The sequence below is a fragment of the Sphaerisporangium siamense genome, from assembly GCF_014205275.1.
GTDB lineage: Bacteria > Actinomycetota > Actinomycetes > Streptosporangiales > Streptosporangiaceae > Sphaerisporangium > Sphaerisporangium siamense.
Genome location: NZ_JACHND010000001.1, coordinates 6,661,314 through 6,679,604, shown reverse-complemented (window position 1 = coordinate 6,679,604; position 18,291 = coordinate 6,661,314). Strand labels below are relative to the sequence as shown.

The following is an 18,291-nucleotide window of genomic DNA, read 5'->3' as shown; positions in this document are numbered from 1 at the left end:
TCCTGTCATGCGCGTCGTCAGCGGCGGGTGCGACGGTAGCCGCCGCGCCAGGAGCCGGAGCCGACGCTGGAGGTCCCGATGCCGCCCTGGTGCAGAGCCAGCAGGCACAGCCCGAGCGCGATCAGCGCGGTGGTCGAGATCCCGATGGTGGAGCCGATGAGCGCCAGGATGAAGGCGAGTCCGAAGACGATCGCCGCGACGATGGCAAGCATGCGTTACCTCGATTCGTGACGGGCCGGGGAACTCGCGTGCCCGGCGTTCGCGTGATTGAGCCCCACCAGCTCCTCCAGGAGCGAGCGGTAGTCGCGCAGCGCCAGCCGGAGCCGCTCGGTGTCGCCGTCGCCGCCGTTCTTCCAGCGGTCGGCGAGGTTCTTCCTGCGCGTGGTCAGCGCGTCCACGGCCTCCTCGACGAGCCGGTCGGCCCGCTCCACGGCGTCCCGGGGGTCGTCCACGAACCCGGCCTGCACCTCGCGCCACCGCCCGAGGAAGTCCCCGTCCGCCGTGCCCCGTCCGTTCCCGCCGGCGCCGTCCGTGGCGCCGTTCACGGTCCCGTCACCCGGGACGCTGCGAAGCGCGGTCACGCCACCAGTGGCGCCGCCGTTCGCGATCGCGCCGTCCGGGGCGTCGCGGTGCGCGGTCACGCCGTCCGCGGCGCCGTCGTGCGCGGCCACGCCGTCGTGGTCCAGGCCGGCCGCGCGCGAGGACTCGTGCGTGCCGTCCTTCGCGACCGTGAGCCCTGCCCGGTCCTTCGTCGCCACCTCGTTCTCCCTCACCAGGTCGTCTCCCTTGTCATGGCCGGTGCGCGTGAGGCCGGGACCGGCCACCGGCCTGCCGGTCGTCGTCAGCTCGTCCGTCCCCGCCCGCTCCTCCGGCTTGGGGTACACGATCAGGTCGGAGGACTGCGGAGGCGCGCCGAACTGCCCGGTCGGCTCGAAGTCGAGGACGGGCTCGGGCGTGGGCCGCGCCTCACTGTGCGACCCGGGCTCGCCGGTCCGTCCGGGCCGCCCGGGGACGGAGTCGGGGTCGCGCAGCGCGTCGTCGTGCTCCCGCCGCCGCTCCGCCTCCCGCGCCTCGCCCGGATCGGCCAGGTCGGACCCGGGGGAGGTGGCGGTGTGCGCGGGGTCGGCCGTCCCGGAGGGGGACCGGCCGTCCTCGGGGCGGGCGTCGCGGAGCCCGCCGAGGCCCTCGTCCGCGAGCGGCCCGCCCGCACGCTCATGGTCGGCGCGCTCATGGTCGGCGAGGTCCACCCGCGCCCGCTCGCGCGTCGCCTCGTCCTCGGCCTTGTCTCGGCGATACGGTTCCATCGCTGGTCAGCCTCCCTGAACGTCGTGGTTCCGGCCGTCCCGGCGACCGGGGACCTCGACGGCCTCGTGCCGTCCGTGCTCCCCGCGGCCCGGGCTGACGAGCCGGTCGCCCGGCTCCCGGCGGACGTCCTCGCGACGCACCTCGTCACGGTGGACATCCTCGCGGCGGACGTCCTCGGGGCGGGCGGCCGGAACGTCGCCGTCCCGCGCGGCCCGGTCGTGGGTCGTCGTGCCGTCGTGGGTCGTCGTGCCGTTGTGCGCGGCCGTGTCGTGACGGTGCCCGTCCCGGCCGGTGAGGTTGCTCGTGGTGTCTTCCAGCAGTTCCTCGAACAGGGCGCGGTAGTGCACCATGGCCTGCCGCAGTTCCTCCGTCGAGGCCTCCTGACGGGCGGCGCGGCTGCTGATCTCGTGCGCCGCGCGGTAGTGGTCCAGCGCCGGCCCGTGGGCGACGGACAGGTCCGACACCTGCTGCTCGAAGCCCTCGGTCGGGTACCCCCGGTCCGCCATCACGGCCGTCACCAGGTGGTCCGCCTCGGTGACCGCGAAGCCGGGAGCGTCGACGAACCGCTCCTGCACCTCGGTCCACTTCTTGGCGTAGGCGGAGCGGCTCTCCGGCGCGAGCGGCCTGATGTCCAGCTCGGCGTGGCGCTGCTCTCGTTCGCGTAGTTCCTGCTCGGCCTCGCGACGGCTGTCGCTCGCGCGGAGCGTCCTCTCGTACTCCGGTCCGAAACGTTCCTGGAGCCGGTGCCTCCGCTGCCGCTGCGCCATGAGGTAGCCGACCGCCAGGATCGCCACCACCACGGCTAGGACGACGGCCACCCAGGCGATGGTCATGTCTGCCTCCGGGTTTGTCTGCGTTTGTCAACCCCCCGACTGCCCGCGACGGCCATCCCGAAACGACCCGGATCCCACCTCCACCCGCGCGGCCACGTCCGGGCCCGCCCTCGTCACGGCGCGGCGGCGTGGGTGGCCCGCAGAACCAGGCGCGGCTCGTGATCGTCGTCGCCGTCGACCTGCTCAGCCAGGCCGAGCACGGCCCCGACTCGCCGGCCATCCTCATCACGACCTCGGCGGCCTCGCCGAGCGGACGATGTGCTGGATCGACGACCTGCTGCCCACCATGCCCACCAGGGACATGGCCGGGCCGGCCTGGCGCGACCACGGGCAGGTGATCGTGGTGGACGGCTCCGTCGACGCGGCGCTCAGGCTCGCCGACACCTTCGCCGCCGAGCACGTGGAGATCCTCACCGAGAACCCCCGCCGCGCGCTCGACGTGACGACGAACTACGGCGCGCTGTTCCTCGGCGCCGGCACGTGCGTCTCCTACGGCGACAAGGTGATCGGCACCAACCACACCCTCCCCACCCGCTACACCGGCGGCCTGTGGGTCGGCAAATACCTCAAAACAGTGACGTACCAGGAGGTGGCCACCCCAGCGGCCAGCGCACGCCTGGGCGAGCTCTGCGCCCGCACCTCCCGCACAGAACACTTCGAAGGCCACGCCCGCAGCGCCGACATCCGCCACCTGGGCCACAACGTCCCCTGGCTCCCTCGATGAGCATCCGGCGCTGACGCCGGTTCCATGGCATGAGGGCGGCGCCCGCTCCTCGTCGGAGGGGACGCCGCTGGTTGTCGGGGGAGTGTCGTGGGGGTTCGTGTGGTCAGACGGCGCCGGAGAGTCTGGCGAAGTGCTGGACGACGGCGTGGGCGCCGGCGGCGACCTCTTCGGCCAAGGCGTGGCGCCGGGTCTCCGTGGGGTGGTTCATGATCCAGACCATGGAGATCTGGAGGATCGAGCCGGTCTCGCTCGGGCGGAGGAGGATGGCGTCGCCGCCGTTGAGGCGCTCGGGGCGCCGGCCTCGCCACAGCCGGTACCAGTGACCACGCCTGTCGTCGAACGCGAGGTGTCTGTCCCCTTGCGGGTTGAGCAGCGTGAAACCGAAGGGTGAGTCGTTAGGGCCAGGCGTCCACGGCTCTTCCCGCATCTTCATGAACTGTCCTAACTGCATGAAGGTGAGTCTTGTCCGCGCGGTCGGGCGGCGTACCGGGTTGATCGAATCGTTGCATTTCCTGGTATGTGGCTACTCGGGGGAGACCGATCCGGGGAAAGGACTGGCCGCCGACCGGAATCCGGGATTAGCCTGGGCGCACAATCCCATATGCCAATTCTCCGGCCGACCTTTTACCCGTAAACAGCGGCATAGCCTGGCATTATCTACATACCTCATGATTCCGGACATTTGCCGCGAAGTAGCGCCGATGCCAGTTCCGGCTGTCAGGGGAAAACCATGCCGACTCCCGCCTCCGCCCCCATTCCCGCCGCGGGCCCGCCGAATCCGCCGCCACCCTCGCCTCCCACCGCGCCCGTCCTGGACAACTCGGCGCGGGAGATCCTGAAGGGCACGCTCGTGCCGGTGCAGGTCACGGCGGCGGCCGGCGAGCCGGGCGGCGGCATCGCCAAGTCCGGCGCCATCCGGCAGCTCGCCCTGAACGCCGGCGACACCGCCGAGGTCCGCGACCGGTTACGGGACGCGGAGGCGCGCGTCTCCGAGGCGACCTTCGAACTGCTCCAGGCGTTCGAGGAGCCGGCCGTCCCCGCCCTGCGCCCGGGCCTCGCCGCGATCTCGCGCGTGCCGGCCGGCGAGCTGGCGGCGTTCGCCGAAGCCCTGCTCGGCAGGCGCGCCGAGCGGCTGAACGCGGTGGACGCGGCGCGCGACCCGGAGGCGAGCGGCCGTGCCGCCCAGGCGGTCAACACCGCGGCGGTCGCGCTGCGCGGCCTGCTCGCGGTGACCGCGCCGCCGGTCGGCGTGCTCAACCTGGAACGCATCGAGATGGTCCCGGTGGGCATCCAGCGCGGCGAACTCGTGGCGACCATCCCGCTGGCCCCCGGCGAGGAGACGGCGGTCACGCACACCGAGTGGTCGGTGACGTCCAAGGAGTTCACGACCATCGTCACCGACTCGCTGGAGGAGGTCAGCGAGACGGGTGTCACCGACAACACCGACCTCGCCCAGTCGACGTCGTCGCAGAGCCAGCACTCCAACCAGTTCAACATCACCGGAACGGTGCAGGGCGGCATCCCCATCATCTCCGGCTCCAGCACCACCGGCTTCACCGCGCAGGGGTCGGAGTCGGCGTCCGCGAGCGAGAGCGTCAAGCACGCCCGGACGACCACCCAGAAGGCCGCGTCGCGGTCGCGGCGGGAACACAAGGTCACCATCTCGACGAAGACCGAGACGGGCGCGTCCGAGACCTCGACCCGCATGCTGCGCAACCCGGGCAAGGACCCCATCCGGGTCGACTACTTCAGCCTGATGCGCAAGTGGCGGGTCCGGCTGTACCGCTACGGGCTGCGTCTGACGTACGACATCACGGTGCCGGAGCCGGGCGCGGCCATGCGGCGCGCGTACGCCGACCTGGAATGGCTGCGCGCGCAGCAAGGGCCGTTCGAGTTCGACGTGAAGTACTCCGACATCACGACCGACAAGGTCGACCAGAACGGACGGCCGGACCCGGCCGGGGTGCCCAAGTACCGGTGGCTCGCCGACCGGCACGGCGTGGCGGTCCGGCCGTACCCGGAGGAGCCGACGCCGCTGACCGTCAGCGCGCACGTCGGCACGGGCGGCGGATGGTACTTCCTGGACCTGGAGTTCGACGTCCCCGGGGGGACGCGGGTCCGCGAGATGCGGCTGGACGCGCAGATCGGCAAGGACGACTCGGACGACAGGATGAACTTCGACGTCATCGGCGCGCACGCCGAGCCGGGGTGGGGCGGCCTCAGCGGGCCGCTGATCATCCGCGACCACAAGATCATGTCGGTCGGCTCCGGCGTGCCGTACATGGCCGGGTTCACCGGACGGCACAAGGTCACCTTCTTCTTCCACCACTCCGAGCAGGTGTTCGCCGGGCTGACCGTGCTGCGCGAGCTGACGCCCGAGGCCGTCGAGCAGTGGCGGACCGACGTCTGGAACACCCTGTACACCGCCGCCCAGACCCGGTACTTCGCCCAGCAGCAGGAGATCGCCGCCCGCATCGCCGCCATCGAGGAGCGGCTGGAGAGCGTCGACACGCTGACCCTGCGGCGCGAGGAGAACGACGAGCTGATGAAGTGCGTGCTGCGCTTCGTCCTCGGCCCCGACTTCGACTTCATGCCGGACGACGTGCTCGCCGCGTTCACCGCCGCGGGAGTCGATCTGAAGCACGGCATCGGCTTCGACGGGCCGGGGCTGGACCTGAGCCCCGAGCAGTGGTCGGTGCTGCGGCGGCACGAGGACGTCATCCGGTTCCTCAACCAGGCCATCGAGTGGGAGAACGTGGTCACGTTCCTGTACTCCTACTTCTGGGACGTCCCCCCGAGCTGGGACTTCGTCCGCCGCCTCCGGCACCCCGACCCCAACCGGCAGGCGTTCCTGCGCGCCGGCAGCGCCCGCATCGTGCTCACCGTGCGCAAGGGCTGGGAGGAGCGGTGGATGCGCTTCGCCGAGGGCGGCGCGGTCGACGCGCAGATCCCCGCCCCCTACCTGTCGATCGCCAAGGAGATCGCCGCGTACGACGACCGCAACTACCCGGGCATCCCGCCCGCCAATCCGGGCCGGGCGGCCGTCCGCCTGCAGGACGCCGTCTACACCACCTGCGCGGCGGACATCGCGCCGAGCCCCAACCCGGTGACGATCAGGGTCGAGAGCAGCGAGGGCTTCGTCGTCGGGCTGCCGGTCGTCATCGACGTGGAGGACGACCGGCGCCTGCAGGAGGCGCAGACCGTGACCGCGATCCCCGGCCCGACGCAGATCACCGTCGCCCGGATCACCGTCGCGCACCGCGGCACCCAGTCCCCGGTGCCGATCCTGCAACCGGGGGAGAAGGGCGCGCTCATCGCGGAGTGGGGCGAGTACACCCCGTCGTCGGGAACGGACATCGCCATGACGTCCAACCTCACGACGATCTCGTAGACGGCGCCCGACGACGATGACGATGAGGGACGTCAGCGCGGAGGTCCTGGCACTCCAGCCGCTGCCGCTCTTCCGGCGCGGCCCCGCCGGGGAGGTGGAGGCGGATCCCGGCGCGCTGCTGCCCGGCGGCGGCCTGCGCAAGTTCGCCTGGAAGGTGCTCGACAAGGCGGCGGGCGACGGCATCGGCTACCACGAGGCCGCCTACGGCCCGGGCCACGGAAAGGACGCCGCCGGGCGCGCGTTCGCGCTGGAACGCGACTCCGGCACGACACGGCTGTTCTTCGTCTGGCTGCCGGGCGCGCTGGCGGGGCGGCTGAGCCGCGGCGCGCTGACCGCGCCGCTGAACTTCCACGTCCTGTTCCACCCGCCCACGTACGAGGGCGACTACACCGGCTCGCGGCCCTACTGGCGGGGCAAACTGCGCGCGGACGGGGTGCCGTACTACGTGAAGCTGGGCATCCGCTACCTCTGCCAGGACTTCAAGAGCGTCGCCCACCACGTCATGGCCGTCACCGAGCGCGACCCGAACCTCGCCTACGTGGTCCCGGTCGCCGACGTGGCCGGGAACTTCGCCGACCTGCTCACCCCGGCCGGCATGCTGGGCGCCCTGGCCGACGTCTACCGGTCCCTGACGACGCTGCTGAAGGGCCCGGCCCAGTTCGACCGGCCCGGCGCCGTGATGCTCTCCGCGTACAGCCGCAGCGGCGACCGGCTGGTCCAGCTCATGCGCCAGGTCGGCCGCACGCCGTTCTTCATCGAGCACCTCACCCAGTGGAACGGCTTCGACATCAACCTCGGCGACAACGACGCCCAGCGGCTGCCCGAGCTGGCCCGGCTCTGGACGGCCACCCGCCAGTGGGCGCAGCTCAACCGCAGGGCCCGCGCCTACCTGTACACCTCCTACCGGAGCCACTACAACCAGTGCCTGGGCGATCCCGAGCCGGGCGGGCGCGGGTGGACCGACCGCGCCGACCTCGACCTGGAGGACGTCTCCTGGTCGGACGGCCCGGCCAAGAAGGTCCGCGGCCAGGCGCGGGGCCTCGCGTCGGAGGCGTACGGATCGGACGCGCGGTTCGGCCTGGTCTGCCTGCCGGTGTCCTTCTTCCGCTTCTACCTGCTGAACCATGACAAGAACGGCAACGAGATCATCGTCGGCAACCAGCAGCGCGGGTGGCACGACGGCGACTACGACATCGGCCGCGCCCATGGCCACGGCCTGTTCCTGCGCGGGATGATGTCCCATGCGCTCGCCCACGCCGACCCGCTGTTCTTCACCGCCAAAGGCACGAAGTGACCGGTGCCCGGCGATGGAGCCGAGGCCGCCGGATGGCCTGCCCGGCCGGCGAGCCGTGATTCCGGGGGAGGAAGGGCTGTGACCGGCGGCGAAGACGATCACGAGCAGGGGCGGCTTTCGGCGTGGGAGGCGGCATGGGAGGTGCTGGCCCCCATGGCGGACCTGGCCACGCCGATGGCCGTACGGGTCGCCGCCTCGCTGGGGCTGGCCGATCTGATGGCCGGCGCCGCCGTGCCCGTCGAGGAACTGGCACGCCGGGCGGGCGCCGACGCGGACGCGCTGGGCCGGCTGCTGCGCCACCTGGTCTGCCGGGGCGTCTTCACCGAGCCGGAGCCGGGCGCGTTCGCGGTCAACGCGCCCGCCGCGCTGCTGGCGTCCGGCCACCCGTCCGGGATGCGGGCCCGGCTCGACCTGGACGGCTTCGGCGGGCGGATGGACCTGGCGTTCACCGGCCTCCTCCACACCGTCCGCACCGGGCGACCGGCCTGGGAGACGGTCTTCGGCGCCCCGTTCTGGCGTCACCTCGCCGAGAACCCGGCGATGAGCGAGTCGTTCGACGCGGTCATGGCCTCCGGGGCCGACTACGTCGCCGACGCGGCCGGCGCGTACGACTGGTCCGGCGCACGGCACGTGGTCGACGTCGGCGGCGGCACCGGAGCCCTGCTCGCCGAAGTGCTAAGCGCCCACGCCGGGATCCGGGCCACGCTCGTGGACCTGCCCGGCACGGTCGAGCGAGCCCGGCGGCACCTGGCCGCGCGCGGCCTGGGCACGCGGTGCGCGTTCGCCGGCCAGAGCTTCTTCGACCCGCTGCCCGCAGGGGGCGACGTCTACGTGATCAGACGAGTGCTCCACGACTGGAGCGACGACGAGGCCGTCCGCATCCTGCGCCGCTGCGCCGACGCGGCCGGACGGCACGGACGGGTCGTCGTCATCGAGTCTCCCGGCGGTTCCGGCGACGACCCGGCCCCGCACGCCGAGATGAACCTGCGCATGCTCGTCCTCAGCGGCGGCCGGGAACGCACCGTCGACGACTACACGGCGCTCACCACCGCCTCCGCCCTCCACCTCCTCAACACCCAGCGCACCCCCTTGGGCCAACTCGTCCTCACCTGCGCGCCGGCACCGCCCGAATAATCCTCCGCGGCCACGCGAACGCCTCGGACGGCCGGGTGGCGCAGTCCGGCCGTCCGAGGCAGAGCCCGTGCGGCGCGCCCGTCAGCCGCGGATGAAACCGTTCACGACCAGCGGCAGCGAGGCGTCCAGCCCGGCGACGTTCAGCACGCCGTCGTCGCGCGGGTCACCGATCGAGTGGCCGGTGGCGGTCATGGACGCCACGACCACCCGGGCGGTCGCGTTGACCGAGCGCCCGTAGGCGGTGAGCGCCTGCGAGGGGTGGGCGCGGCCGGCCCAGGTCTCGTTGTCGCTGAACAGGACGACCCCGTCGACCTCAAGGCGCTCGTCCCGGGCCCAGGTGAAGGGCAGCGACAGGTCGGTGCCGCCGCCGGAGGGCTGCCAGCGTGCGATCTCCCGCAGGTTGGTGCGCGGGGTGACCTTGGAGGCGTGGACGCGGGTGTCGACGTCGATGACGTGGACGCCGCCGTCCTCGATCCGCGCGAGCATGACGGCCATCGCGCAGCCGACCTCGTACGGCGTGCCGATCGGCGAACCGCCCGCGTGGACCTTCACGCACGCCATGGACCCGGAGGAGTCGACGGCCACCAGGAGGCGCCTCCCGGACGGCTCGACGGCGCCGAAGGCGAGCTCGTAGGTCTCCTCCAGGGCGTCGAGGACGGCCGGGACCGGCTTCCAGGTCTGCGCGGCGGCGCGCCGGTTGGGCTGGGAGCGGCCGGAGGCGTAGACGCGCATGGCAAGCCAGGCGTCCATCGGGTGGATCCGCGCCCGGTGGACGGCGTCGGCGTCGGTGAGCCGCGCGACCGCGCGCCGGGTGGCGTCGCCCATGGGCTTGAGCGTGCCGATGCGGGTCATCCGCGCCAGGTTACGGACGAGCGCGGTCATGCCGACCGTGTCCACCAGGGCGTCCCACACTCCCGGCTCGCGCAGCATCGCGTCGGGCAGGAACTCCCACGGCACCCGCGCCTCGGTCACCACGCGCACCGCCTCCTCCGCCGAGGTGACGGCCTTGGCGGTGAGGAAACGGTCCACGGCGGGCAGCTCGGCGCGCGCCTCGTCGTCGCCGACGTTCCCGGCGATCCACCCGAACAGCGCCTTCCGCTGCTCCGCGTCGGCGGCCGGGTGGGCGATGCGCAGCACGTCGCGCACATCGAACGCCTCGCCCTGCGGCGTCTTCCGCCGGCGGGCCTTGCACACCCGGAACGCCACGTCGTTCGCACTGCCCTCCAAGAGCCACGAGCCGAGCGCAGGCTGCGGCCCGCCACGGGGCCGGTGCCGCGCCTGGTGGCCTTGCCGCCGAGGTTCTTGTAGTAGCCGAAGAACGCGGCCAGGTGGTCGGTGGTGCGGGCGACCTTGGGCAGCGCGAACTTGGCGGCCTGGCGGGTGCCGGCGTCGCCCTCGGCGTAGGCGGCGGCCCGACAGGATTCGAACCTGTATTCACCGTGAGATAACCGACCGGATTCGACCCGTACCACCCACGGGACCGACGAACGATCAGATCGGGAACCGGCACGGATATGGGCATGCCCACCGGCCTTTTTGGTGCTCTACCAACTGAGCTACACAGGCGAACCCGTGGCGGGACTCGAACCCGCGACCGCCCCATTATGAGTGGATAACCGATGAGACTTCGACTCGTGCCGGTTCCCGACCTGACCAGTTCATCGAGCCGGGAGCGGACGCGGATGTGCGGGTGACCACCGGCGGAATCTATGGGAGAGATAACCGATGTCCTTCGACTCGCGCCCACTTCCAGCCCGACGAACTGATCTCCACATTAGCCAGTAGACGTGAATAGCACACGTGAATTTCCGCGAAAGGCGGACGCCGGCGCCGGTGATGGCTCAGGGAACTGGCGCGTATGGACGTCCCGGGAATCGACGATCCGTCCTGGCGCGACATCATCTCCATGCGTCTCGACGACGATGCCTTCGCACTGTGGCAGCGCCACGTCAGCCTCGGCTCGCAGGAATCCATGACCTTGCGCTCCCTGGGGCACTTCGTCGATTCCCGACGCTGCGTCAGCGACGCCCTCACCAAAGGAAGGGTCCACCTTCTCCGAGCGCGGCGCGCATCGAAGTTTCTTCACCGGATGGGAAGATCCTCCATCATGTTCACGCTCGGTTCGCTCGGCGGCGCCGTGGGCGCGTCTTTCGGAGGGCTGACAGCGTCGGCCTTCGGAGCCGCGGGAGGAGGGATCGGCGCCGCGCTTCCGTCCCTCGTCGTCACCGACGATCGGGTCCAGAATCGGCTGGCACCCCATTACCTGGCCTTCGAGCTTCCCCGCCCCTGACTCGCCGTCCTCTTCGGTGACAGTCAGGCCCCCGGGCAAAGGCGTGGATCGTGCGATACCCCTGACTCACCGCCATCTCCCATGACAGCCAGGCCCGGCAAAGGCGTGGACCTTGCGATGCCAGGCTCGGCGCCGAACCGGGCGGAGCCTGTAGATCAGGCGCCTTCGTCGGCCCGCTCTCCCTCTCCGCGCTCGTTCAGGGACGTCAGCGCCGCGGTCAGCACGGCCTCGATGTGGGAGGCGCCCTCGACCGGCCTCTCGTAGAACCCGTCCTCGTAGCTGTAGCCGACGTCCAGACCGCTCTCGGTGAGCCTCCGCGCCCACCTGAGCGCCGTATTGATCTTCGTCTGCGGCACCTGCCCGCCCTGGGCGATCGCCGAGAGGTTCCTGAGGTTCGTCGCCGGCCCACTCTGGTTGTGCGCCCGGTTGAGCTTCCAGGGAAGCGCACGCCCATGATCGAGCATCGGCTTGGCCAGCCCCGCCATCCGCTTGGCCTGCAAGATCCCCGACTCGGTCACCCCGAAGTACGCGGCCAGCTCCGCGTTGGACCGCCCAGAAGCCACAAGCCGCCGCAACTCCTCCCGATCAATATGAGCCTTACGCCCCACCCTCAACCTCTCCTCCTAGACACCGAGAACCCCTCACCCCCATGTTCTCCCACCTCTCACCCGGCGCCACCCACCCCGCCCTTCCCCACCGCCAAGCACGCGTACGCAGGACCCCTGGATCTGCGCTAAGGTTGTTCTTGCTCACCCAGTGAGCAACGGGACGTAGCGCAGCTTGGTAGCGCACTTGACTGGGGGTCAAGGGGTCGCAGGTTCAAATCCTGTCGTCCCGACAGACGAGAAGGTCTGTCGAGCTGAGGGAAACCTCAGGTCAACAGACCTTTCTTCATGTCGGCTAGATCATCGGGCGTCTCTAGACCGCCCGCAGCCGGGGACCACTTGGGGACCGGCGCACCGAGAGATGAGCGCTCAACGCCTCCCCCGCGTCCGAGATCGAGCGCACGTCCGGGTGAAGGTAGCGCTGCGTCGTGCTCAGCGAGCCATGCCCGGCGATCTTCCGGAGCACATGCACCGGCACGCCGGCATCCGCCATCCAGGTCAGTCCCGTGTGCCGAAGGGCGTGGCGCCGAAGGTGCTCGAAACCCAGCTTGGTCACCACTTCGTCCCAATGGGTCGCGTCCCGGAGAACCGCGGTGGTGATCCGCCCCCCCACGCGGCCCGGTGAACAGCCTGGCCGCCGGATCCGAGCCGAGCGCATCGAGCCGGCGAGCGACCAGGTCTCGAACTTCCGCGATCAGTGGCACCTTGCGAGCCCGCTTCCCCTTCGTGCCCTTGTCCACCAGGCCGCCGGGACTGGGCGTGGTTTGACGGCGAACCGTCCAGGTCCACGAGACGCAATCGATGTCACCGGCCCGTACGCCTGACACCTCACCGATCCGAGCAGCGGTGCACGCAGCGAAGATGACCACCTCACCCCACCCCTGATAGGCGCCGACCGAGCGCTCCACCAACGCCGCGGCGAGCCGGGTCAGCGTCTCCCAGTCGGGAAGAGCCAGCGCGCGAGGATCGTCCAACTCGTCTTCCGCCCGTTGGTACTCCCTGCGCCAGCCGGTCACCCGGGCGGGGTTGCGATCGATGATGCCGTCGCGGACGGCCTGTTCCATGACGCGCACGAGCACAGCCAAGCTGTTCTTCACGGTTGACTGGCCACATTCATCGGCGATCCAGCCATGGACGGCGCGGTCAACCACCCCGTTGGAGATCAGCCGTATGGGCAGGTGGCCAAGTGTGGGCACCACCCGCCGACGCCAGCCGGCAAGGTAGGGGTCCAGGGTCTTGAGCCGCGGTGGTGGGGCTCGTGGCGCCGGAGAAGACGAGCAGCGGGAACCACCCGGCGTGGTACAGCTCGACCGTCGCATGCGCGACCCCGAGGTCGTGGCTGCCCAGGCCGATGGCCACATCACATCGGCGCAGGTCGTGGTGCATCTGGTGGTAGTCCCAGATGGTGCGGGCGTGCCGCCACTGCTCGTCGGTGATGACTTTCTGCTTAACGCTCACTCGGTTGCTCCCTGGTCGCCGTGGTAGGGGGAGGCGGATCTCCCCCTGGATGGTCCGCTGGATGCCCTCGATGCTGCGCAGTTGGTGTGCGAGCCCGTGCTGCGCGGCCTCGCATGCGGCACGGTCGAGGATCACCAGCCCATCATCCACGGTGGCCCGGTCCGAAAGCAGGATGTGCCCGTAAGCCGTCTCCAGCCGGACCCGCTGACGCCGGCTAACCGGCGCAAGGCGGCCGAGAACGCGAAGAAGGCGTACTACCAGCGCGCGACCTTGAAGATGCGTCAAGCCAAGGCCGCCAAGAGAGCTAGCCGAGGCGGCAAGTGATCCACCTCGCAGTGGTGGTTTCGGAATAGCAGGCACGGCGGCGTACCCCGACACCCGGCGAGGGAGAGGTGTATGCCGCCGCGCCATTCCCGCCCAGGTGATTCTCCCCAGGTTCAGCAGGCGGGAGTATTAAGGTGCGGCGGTACGCGGGTCATGGCTCCCACACCGGGACCTTGGCGTACCGCCGCACGTTAGACCCGCCCGGCCGGACCCCCACGGCGAGACCGGGCGGGAGTCTCTACCGGGCCCGGCCCAGCAGCAGCCGCTCCCACAGTGCCGCGGCGTCCCGGTGCGGCAGATGCTCGCTCTCGACGACCTCCGGCCGTTGATCCGCCACGTTCCGCTTTCTCACCCGGCGGATCCATGCTCGGCCGGCCCCAACGACGAGGACGTACACGGTCAGCCGGCACTGGCACGTCCAGCGTTGCTCCCGCGGCCGGTCGACATGCGGGCCCGCCTTGTACCAGGTGATGCGCTGCTCCGGTTCGCCCGCCAGTTCCTCCACGTGCGGGCCGTGGCCCGCGTGTCCCTGAGAGGCGCCGAGCATGCCCTCGATGTGGCTCACGACCACGCCCGCTTCAGAGTCTCGCTGATCCGGATGACCAGGGCGTCGAGACGGATCGCCTCCCAGTTCTCTCCGCACGCCTCTCGCCTGCTGCGGATGTGGGTGGCGCGCAGCATGCCGTCCTCGTCCTGCCGCACATTCTCGAACTCGGCGAGACCGTGCTCGGCCGCGGCGTTCACTGCTCACCGGCCAGGGCCGCACGGGACTCCTGCTCGGCCATCACTCGGGCCAGGCTGACCAAGTCGTCGGCGTCGACCATGGGCTCCACGCCGAACTTCCACTTCGAGGACGGGAACGGTGGTACACGTGTCGCCCACAGGCGCCCGGCGTCGCTCCGGAACACACGCCATGCGGGCGGGACTTTCTCGGGGGCGGTCGTAGGGTGTGTCATGGATCGCACCTCCATGCGATCAAGGGCCTGTCTTGGCATGGGGAGAAACCTGCCGAGATGGGCCCGTCCAATTTCCGCGGCGCGAGTCTTAGATCGTCAGGTCAACGGGGGCCCGCAGTCCTCGCGCTCGCTCGTGACTGTGCGGTCGTCGCCCTTGGAGTCCGGTTCTGTGGAGCTGTCGTCTTCTCGTCGCCTCCGCATAACGGGCGTTTCGACTCTGAGTAGCTCATTGACCTCTTTCCAAGCTGTGGGACGCGAAAGACCGGCGTATGCAATGCTGGAGTGCGGTCAACGCCAATTCCAAGGTCAACGATTTGGCCAAGACGAAGTGGCCGAGGGTGTCCAAAACCTGGGGAGCCGATGTCTCGTCACGCTGATGCCGTGGACCCGTCCCTGTCGCCGTGGCATTTACTTGGCGCCGCGCTGAGGTGGTGTCGTGAGCAGCGGGGTGAGAGCCTTGAGGCTGTGGCGTCGCTGCTCCCAGTCGACTTGTCGCTGCTCGCCAAGTGGGAGAAGGGCACTCGCCGCCCGTCGGCTGACGCGGTGCGGCGCCTTGATGGGGGGATGGAGGCCGACGGCTTTCTTGTGGCCCTGCACGCGTTTGTCGTGGCCACTCCCCGCTCGCCTCTACCCACCGCCACTGAAAGGCAGTGGGATGCTGAGGGCATGGACCAGTTGCGTCGTAGGCTCTTGAGCGGAATCGTCGCTGGCGCCGCATCCGCCCTCCCACCGATGGACGGCCTGGAGCGGTTGCGGTCGATGCTGGATGACAGCGTCGGCCATTCTGGGGTGGCTGACTGGGAAGAAACCGTCTGGGAATACTCCAACCTGGTGCCATTCGACATTCCGGGTGTGGTGCGGGATCTGTCGGTCGACCTGCTGGCGTTGCAGCAGGCGATGGCCGGTGCGAGGGCTGCGGAGATTCCTCGGTGGCTGCGGGTCAACGCTCGGATGAGCATGATGCTGGCCTACGCGTTGGGCTCAGCAGGCCAGGGCAGGGAGTCTCATCACTGGTGGCGATCGGCGCAACGGGTGGCGGCGCAGACCGACGACGCTGGGTTGATGGCGTCGGTGTGCTGCCACGAGGCGGTGCAGGCGTTGCACCAGCGGCGGCCGTTGCCGTTGGTGATTTCTCGTGCCAGCAAGGCGCTGGCACTCACGGACGGCAAGCCCTGCCGTGCGACCTCTGCCGCTCTGGGGGCCCGCGCCCACGCTTATGCGCTCGGCGGGGACATCGCCCAGGCACGGGCGGACCTGGACGAGCAGGCGCGGGTCTTCGACCAGCTCCCCTCGGAGGTCACCTCCGATCGGCGGTCGATCGAGGGATGGCCAGACACGCGGGTCCTGTATTCCCGGTCGCTCGTCCACACCATTACCGAGCACCCCGACGTCGATTCCGTTCAGCAGGAAGCGGCCGATGCGTATCCGCCTGGGTGGAGTCGGCAGCGTGAACAGGTGGAGTTGCATCGAGCATACACAGAGGTGAAGCGGCGGCACGTGGACTCGGGACTCGGACATGCCGCGCGAGTGTTCACCAACATGCCGCAGGAGGCCATCAATACCTTCGTTCGGCATAACGCGCTCGCGGTCGGTGACGTTGTACCCGCCGCGGAGCGAAACCGTCCTTCTGTGGTCGAATACCGGGAGCTTGTGACGCAACCGAGTAGGGAGGTCACCTGATGGACATCACGTTCACGCACCTTGTCGGCGACCAGGCCGTGGAAGCGGCTGGACCGGAGTACGTGGATGTCTATATGGACATCCGGACTGAACCGCCATACAACGCCGGGCCTCTCTACCAGCGGCAGCGGTACACCGATCGCACGAGCAAGCAGGTGGCGAGTGAGGGTTTCGCTCTGGTGTCGGCCAGGGACAGGGCGGGGGCCTTGGCGGGTTTCGCGTTCGGGTTCCGCATGCCTGCCGGCCGATGGTGGGGCGGCAACACCACTCCGGTCGCCGAGCTGGTCGACGTCGACAAGTTCGCCGTGATCGAGCTCAACCTGCGCAAGGAGTACCGGGGCAAGGGGTACGGCAGGAAGCTGCTGGAGGAGCTGCTCGCCGCCCGTCCGGAGCAGTGGGCGATGCTGCTGTCCCTGCCGGCGGCCCCGGCCCACGCCATGTACGAGCATCTCGGCTGGGAGGTGGTCGGGACTGTGCAGCCTGCTCCGGATGCCGAAGTGGCCGACGTCATGGTGCTGCCGCTTCACGTTGAGGGCGCCTCGGCGGGGGCGTGACTTTCTGATTTGGCCAAGACGTTGTGGCAAAATCGCGTCCCTTGGAATCATGCTGTTTGCCGCTCACCCTGACGCTGGATCCCCTGGTCAAGGGAGGCGTCATGGTGTCCGGCGTAGAGGTTGTTCGATGGGGCGGAAGCGAAACGATTCCCCAGCTCGCTGGTCTCAAAGGTGCGCAAGTGTTCGGCGTCCGCCGCTTCCCCACGCCGGCGGACTATCACGCCGTGGTCGAGGCGTCGGCGCGGAGGGGGAACATGCCGCGGGGGCGAGCGGCGGCGGAGGCGCAGCGGGATTGGCATGTGCGCGGGCAGACGGGATGCCAGTTCGCGCGCCTGGTCGCGCGGGACGCGGATTCGGTGCGGTGGGACTACATCGTGGCCGACGCCTCGCCATCTGAGGGCTGCTCGGGCGGCTGGGCGAAGGTCTCCAACGCAGTGCAGGACGCGATAGCGGATCGGTCCTGCCAGATCGTCAGCGTGCTCCTCCCGGATGTCCGGACGGGTGCCGCCGCGGTCGACGCGATCCGCGGCCTGGTCGCGGTCGGCCCGTGGTGGCTGGAGGTCGACGAGGTGACTGCAGGGCATCTGCGGCTGCATCTGCGGTTCCCGATCGGTGGCGGAGTGCAGGCGTGGGTGATGGCGTTCGCTCCGCTGGACTTTCTCCCGGCCACCCGTCGCGGGCCGTACTTCGAGCTCGCGGTGCGGGTGAAGCCGAAACCGGAGTGGATCTTCCATCGGCTCACCCCTGATCGGGAGGTGGCGCATCTGGCGGATGTGCCACTGCAGATGTCCGATGAGCGTTGGGAGCATCGGTGGGCCAGCACCCTGCGCCGTACCCGCATGATTCTGGGCCGCGAGCCTGACGAGGTGTCAGCGGCTCGTTCGACGCTCACCGTGCCGGAGGGTGTGCTCGCTGGCTAAGCTGCCGCGCATGTCGAAAGCCGGTGGGATCGCGAGCGTGAGCGGCGTGTACGACAAGGTCTCGCGTGGGGCGCCGATGGTGCAGGTGTCGCACATGGATGCCGTCCTGGGCGGCTCCGAGCCCCGGCAGGTGAATCTGGCGCTGGCGGAGAGCCTGCGTGCTCACGGGGTGAAGCCGGCGGGGGCGCGGTCGCAGCTCATCGTGGACGGTGCGGCCGGTCAGGTCGAGTCGGGCGATGTGCTGGCCATCGGAGGGGCGCGGATCCGGATCACCTTCGCATGTGAGCCGTGCGCGCATGGGGCGCAGCTCGCCGGGGTGCCGATGCGCGCGTTCCGGCAGATCCAGCGGTACCTGGGGATCGTTGTCTCCCCGGGGCGGGTCGCAGAGGGCGACCCGGTCGAAGTCGAGGCCGGGGTGTTCGAGCGAGCGCCGGCCGATTTTCGGGGGCGGGCGGCCTGGGCTGTGGAGCGGATTCCACCGGGGCGGGCGGTGACGTCGTTGGCATTCCTGGTCGCGATCGGGGCGAGCCGGTCGTATCTTCGGGCGTTGCCGCGGTGGTTGGCGGCTGCGCGCGAGGCCGGGCGGCCGGTGCATCGGGTTCTGACGGCTCAGATGAGTGAGCCGTCGTGGGCGCCCGGGGCGCTGGCTCACCTGGCGGCAGAGGGCGGTTCAGGGCCTGTTCCGTACCCTCTGGCGGCTGAGGTGTGGGGCGGCCCGTCGTTGTAGGGGTGCCACCTTGGAGCGGCGGTTGGCGTCTATCCGTGGTGACCCTGGCGCGCGGCCATGGCGAGACTGGCAGCCTGTGCCGTGGCGGCGACGGGA

At 70.2% G+C, this 18,291-nt stretch carries 20 protein-coding genes, 1 tRNA gene and 1 pseudogene; 11 read left to right on the top strand and 11 right to left on the bottom strand.

What is annotated here, in order from left to right; translation table 11 throughout:
* Positions 1 to 17: 17 nt before the first annotated feature.
* The 3 genes from BJ982_RS30510 to BJ982_RS39895 are packed head-to-tail and all read right to left on the bottom strand — an operon-like array spanning position 18 to position 2,138.
* Positions 18 to 212 carry a hypothetical protein gene (locus tag BJ982_RS30510; RefSeq protein WP_184885736.1) on the bottom strand — a complete coding sequence of 65 codons (195 nt, stop codon included), beginning with the start codon at positions 210 to 212 and terminating at the stop codon, positions 18 to 20.
* A 3-nt stretch (positions 213 to 215) separates the two neighbouring features.
* Entirely contained in the window at positions 216 to 1,304 is a 1,089-nt protein-coding gene (locus BJ982_RS30505; protein ID WP_184885734.1) for a hypothetical protein, read from the bottom strand.
* A gap of 6 nt (positions 1,305 to 1,310) precedes the next feature.
* Positions 1,311 to 2,138 carry a hypothetical protein gene (locus tag BJ982_RS39895; protein ID WP_239123138.1) on the bottom strand — a complete coding sequence of 276 codons (828 nt, stop codon included), beginning with the start codon at positions 2,136 to 2,138 and terminating at the stop codon, positions 1,311 to 1,313.
* 128 nt (positions 2,139 to 2,266) lie between these two features.
* Between BJ982_RS39895 and BJ982_RS38705 the strand changes: the two are divergent.
* A pseudogene (locus BJ982_RS38705) lies at positions 2,267 to 2,862 on the top strand (histidinol dehydrogenase).
* Positions 2,863 to 2,965: 103 nt separating this feature from the next.
* Here BJ982_RS38705 and BJ982_RS30490 read toward each other — a convergent pair.
* On the bottom strand, positions 2,966 to 3,295 hold the full coding sequence (locus BJ982_RS30490) for a hypothetical protein (protein WP_184885732.1): 330 nt from the start codon (positions 3,293 to 3,295) through the stop codon (positions 2,966 to 2,968).
* Positions 3,296 to 3,592: 297 nt separating this feature from the next.
* Here BJ982_RS30490 and BJ982_RS30485 point away from each other — a divergent pair, with 297 nt between their 5' ends.
* The 3 genes from BJ982_RS30485 (at position 3,593) to BJ982_RS30475 (ending at position 8,681) form a co-directional block, all read left to right on the top strand.
* Positions 3,593 to 6,253 carry a hypothetical protein gene (locus BJ982_RS30485; RefSeq protein WP_203959210.1) on the top strand — a complete coding sequence of 887 codons (2,661 nt, stop codon included), beginning with the start codon at positions 3,593 to 3,595 and terminating at the stop codon, positions 6,251 to 6,253.
* A gap of 22 nt (positions 6,254 to 6,275) precedes the next feature.
* The gene (locus tag BJ982_RS30480; protein ID WP_184885730.1) at positions 6,276 to 7,547 is read left to right on the top strand and encodes a hypothetical protein; all 1,272 of its coding nucleotides are present in this window, start codon (positions 6,276 to 6,278) and stop codon (positions 7,545 to 7,547) included.
* Between the two features lie 78 nt (positions 7,548 to 7,625).
* Positions 7,626 to 8,681: a methyltransferase gene (locus BJ982_RS30475; RefSeq protein WP_184885728.1), complete on the top strand. Its 1,056-nt coding sequence runs from the start codon at positions 7,626 to 7,628 to the stop codon at positions 8,679 to 8,681.
* A gap of 81 nt (positions 8,682 to 8,762) precedes the next feature.
* On the opposite strand, the gene BJ982_RS30470 is transcribed toward BJ982_RS30475, so the two are convergent.
* Positions 8,763 to 9,908, bottom strand: a complete 1,146-nt coding sequence (locus tag BJ982_RS30470; RefSeq protein ID WP_184885726.1) for a TROVE domain-containing protein — start codon at positions 9,906 to 9,908, stop codon at positions 8,763 to 8,765.
* Positions 9,909 to 10,539: 631 nt separating this feature from the next.
* Between BJ982_RS30470 and BJ982_RS30465 the strand changes: the two genes are divergently transcribed.
* Entirely contained in the window at positions 10,540 to 10,971 is a 432-nt protein-coding gene (locus BJ982_RS30465) for a hypothetical protein (RefSeq protein WP_184885724.1), read from the top strand.
* Positions 10,972 to 11,126: 155 nt separating this feature from the next.
* Here the strand turns inward: BJ982_RS30465 and BJ982_RS30460 are convergent, their stop codons facing one another.
* Positions 11,127 to 11,534, bottom strand: coding sequence for a hypothetical protein (locus BJ982_RS30460; RefSeq protein ID WP_239123137.1), 408 nt, complete (start codon positions 11,532 to 11,534; stop codon positions 11,127 to 11,129).
* Positions 11,535 to 11,735: 201 nt separating this feature from the next.
* Between BJ982_RS30460 and BJ982_RS30455 the strand changes: the two genes are divergently transcribed.
* A tRNA-Pro gene (locus tag BJ982_RS30455) sits at positions 11,736 to 11,809 on the top strand.
* A gap of 33 nt (positions 11,810 to 11,842) precedes the next feature.
* On the opposite strand, the gene BJ982_RS41100 is transcribed toward BJ982_RS30455, so the two are convergent.
* Entirely contained in the window at positions 11,843 to 12,673 is an 831-nt protein-coding gene (locus tag BJ982_RS41100) for a site-specific integrase (RefSeq protein WP_239123136.1), read from the bottom strand.
* A gap of 46 nt (positions 12,674 to 12,719) precedes the next feature.
* The gene (locus BJ982_RS38695) at positions 12,720 to 13,034 is read right to left on the bottom strand and encodes a hypothetical protein (protein ID WP_203959208.1); all 315 of its coding nucleotides are present in this window, start codon (positions 13,032 to 13,034) and stop codon (positions 12,720 to 12,722) included.
* Between the two features lie 96 nt (positions 13,035 to 13,130).
* On the opposite strand from BJ982_RS38695, the gene BJ982_RS30445 reads away from it, so the two are divergent.
* Positions 13,131 to 13,358, top strand: coding sequence for a hypothetical protein (locus BJ982_RS30445; RefSeq protein ID WP_184885720.1), 228 nt, complete (start codon positions 13,131 to 13,133; stop codon positions 13,356 to 13,358).
* A 238-nt stretch (positions 13,359 to 13,596) separates the two neighbouring features.
* Here the strand turns inward: BJ982_RS30445 and BJ982_RS30440 are convergent, their stop codons facing one another.
* Genes BJ982_RS30440 through BJ982_RS30430 form a run of 3 tightly spaced genes read right to left on the bottom strand, consistent with a single transcriptional unit; the run spans position 13,597 to position 14,314 of the window.
* Positions 13,597 to 13,923 (bottom strand): hypothetical protein, encoded by a 327-nt coding sequence (locus tag BJ982_RS30440; protein WP_184885718.1) that lies wholly within the window; start codon positions 13,921 to 13,923, stop codon positions 13,597 to 13,599.
* Positions 13,920 to 14,102 carry a hypothetical protein gene (locus BJ982_RS30435; RefSeq protein ID WP_184885715.1) on the bottom strand — a complete coding sequence of 61 codons (183 nt, stop codon included), beginning with the start codon at positions 14,100 to 14,102 and terminating at the stop codon, positions 13,920 to 13,922. Before BJ982_RS30435 ends, BJ982_RS30440 begins: the two co-directional genes overlap by 4 nt.
* Positions 14,099 to 14,314, bottom strand: a complete 216-nt coding sequence (locus BJ982_RS30430; protein WP_184885713.1) for a hypothetical protein — start codon at positions 14,312 to 14,314, stop codon at positions 14,099 to 14,101. Before BJ982_RS30430 ends, BJ982_RS30435 begins: the two co-directional genes overlap by 4 nt.
* Before the next feature lie 360 nt (positions 14,315 to 14,674).
* On the opposite strand from BJ982_RS30430, the gene BJ982_RS30425 reads away from it, so the two are divergent.
* The 4 genes from BJ982_RS30425 (at position 14,675) to BJ982_RS30410 (ending at position 18,195) form a co-directional block, all read left to right on the top strand.
* The gene (locus tag BJ982_RS30425) at positions 14,675 to 15,994 is read left to right on the top strand and encodes a helix-turn-helix domain-containing protein (RefSeq protein WP_260413879.1); all 1,320 of its coding nucleotides are present in this window, start codon (positions 14,675 to 14,677) and stop codon (positions 15,992 to 15,994) included.
* A 74-nt stretch (positions 15,995 to 16,068) separates the two neighbouring features.
* Complete coding sequence (locus BJ982_RS30420; protein ID WP_184885709.1) at positions 16,069 to 16,548, top strand: GNAT family N-acetyltransferase; 480 nt, start codon at positions 16,069 to 16,071, stop codon at positions 16,546 to 16,548.
* A gap of 56 nt (positions 16,549 to 16,604) precedes the next feature.
* On the top strand, positions 16,605 to 17,468 hold the full coding sequence (locus BJ982_RS30415) for a hypothetical protein (protein WP_184885707.1): 864 nt from the start codon (positions 16,605 to 16,607) through the stop codon (positions 17,466 to 17,468).
* A 10-nt stretch (positions 17,469 to 17,478) separates the two neighbouring features.
* The gene (locus BJ982_RS30410) at positions 17,479 to 18,195 is read left to right on the top strand and encodes an MOSC domain-containing protein (RefSeq protein WP_184885705.1); all 717 of its coding nucleotides are present in this window, start codon (positions 17,479 to 17,481) and stop codon (positions 18,193 to 18,195) included.
* Positions 18,196 to 18,291: the final 96 nt, after the last annotated feature.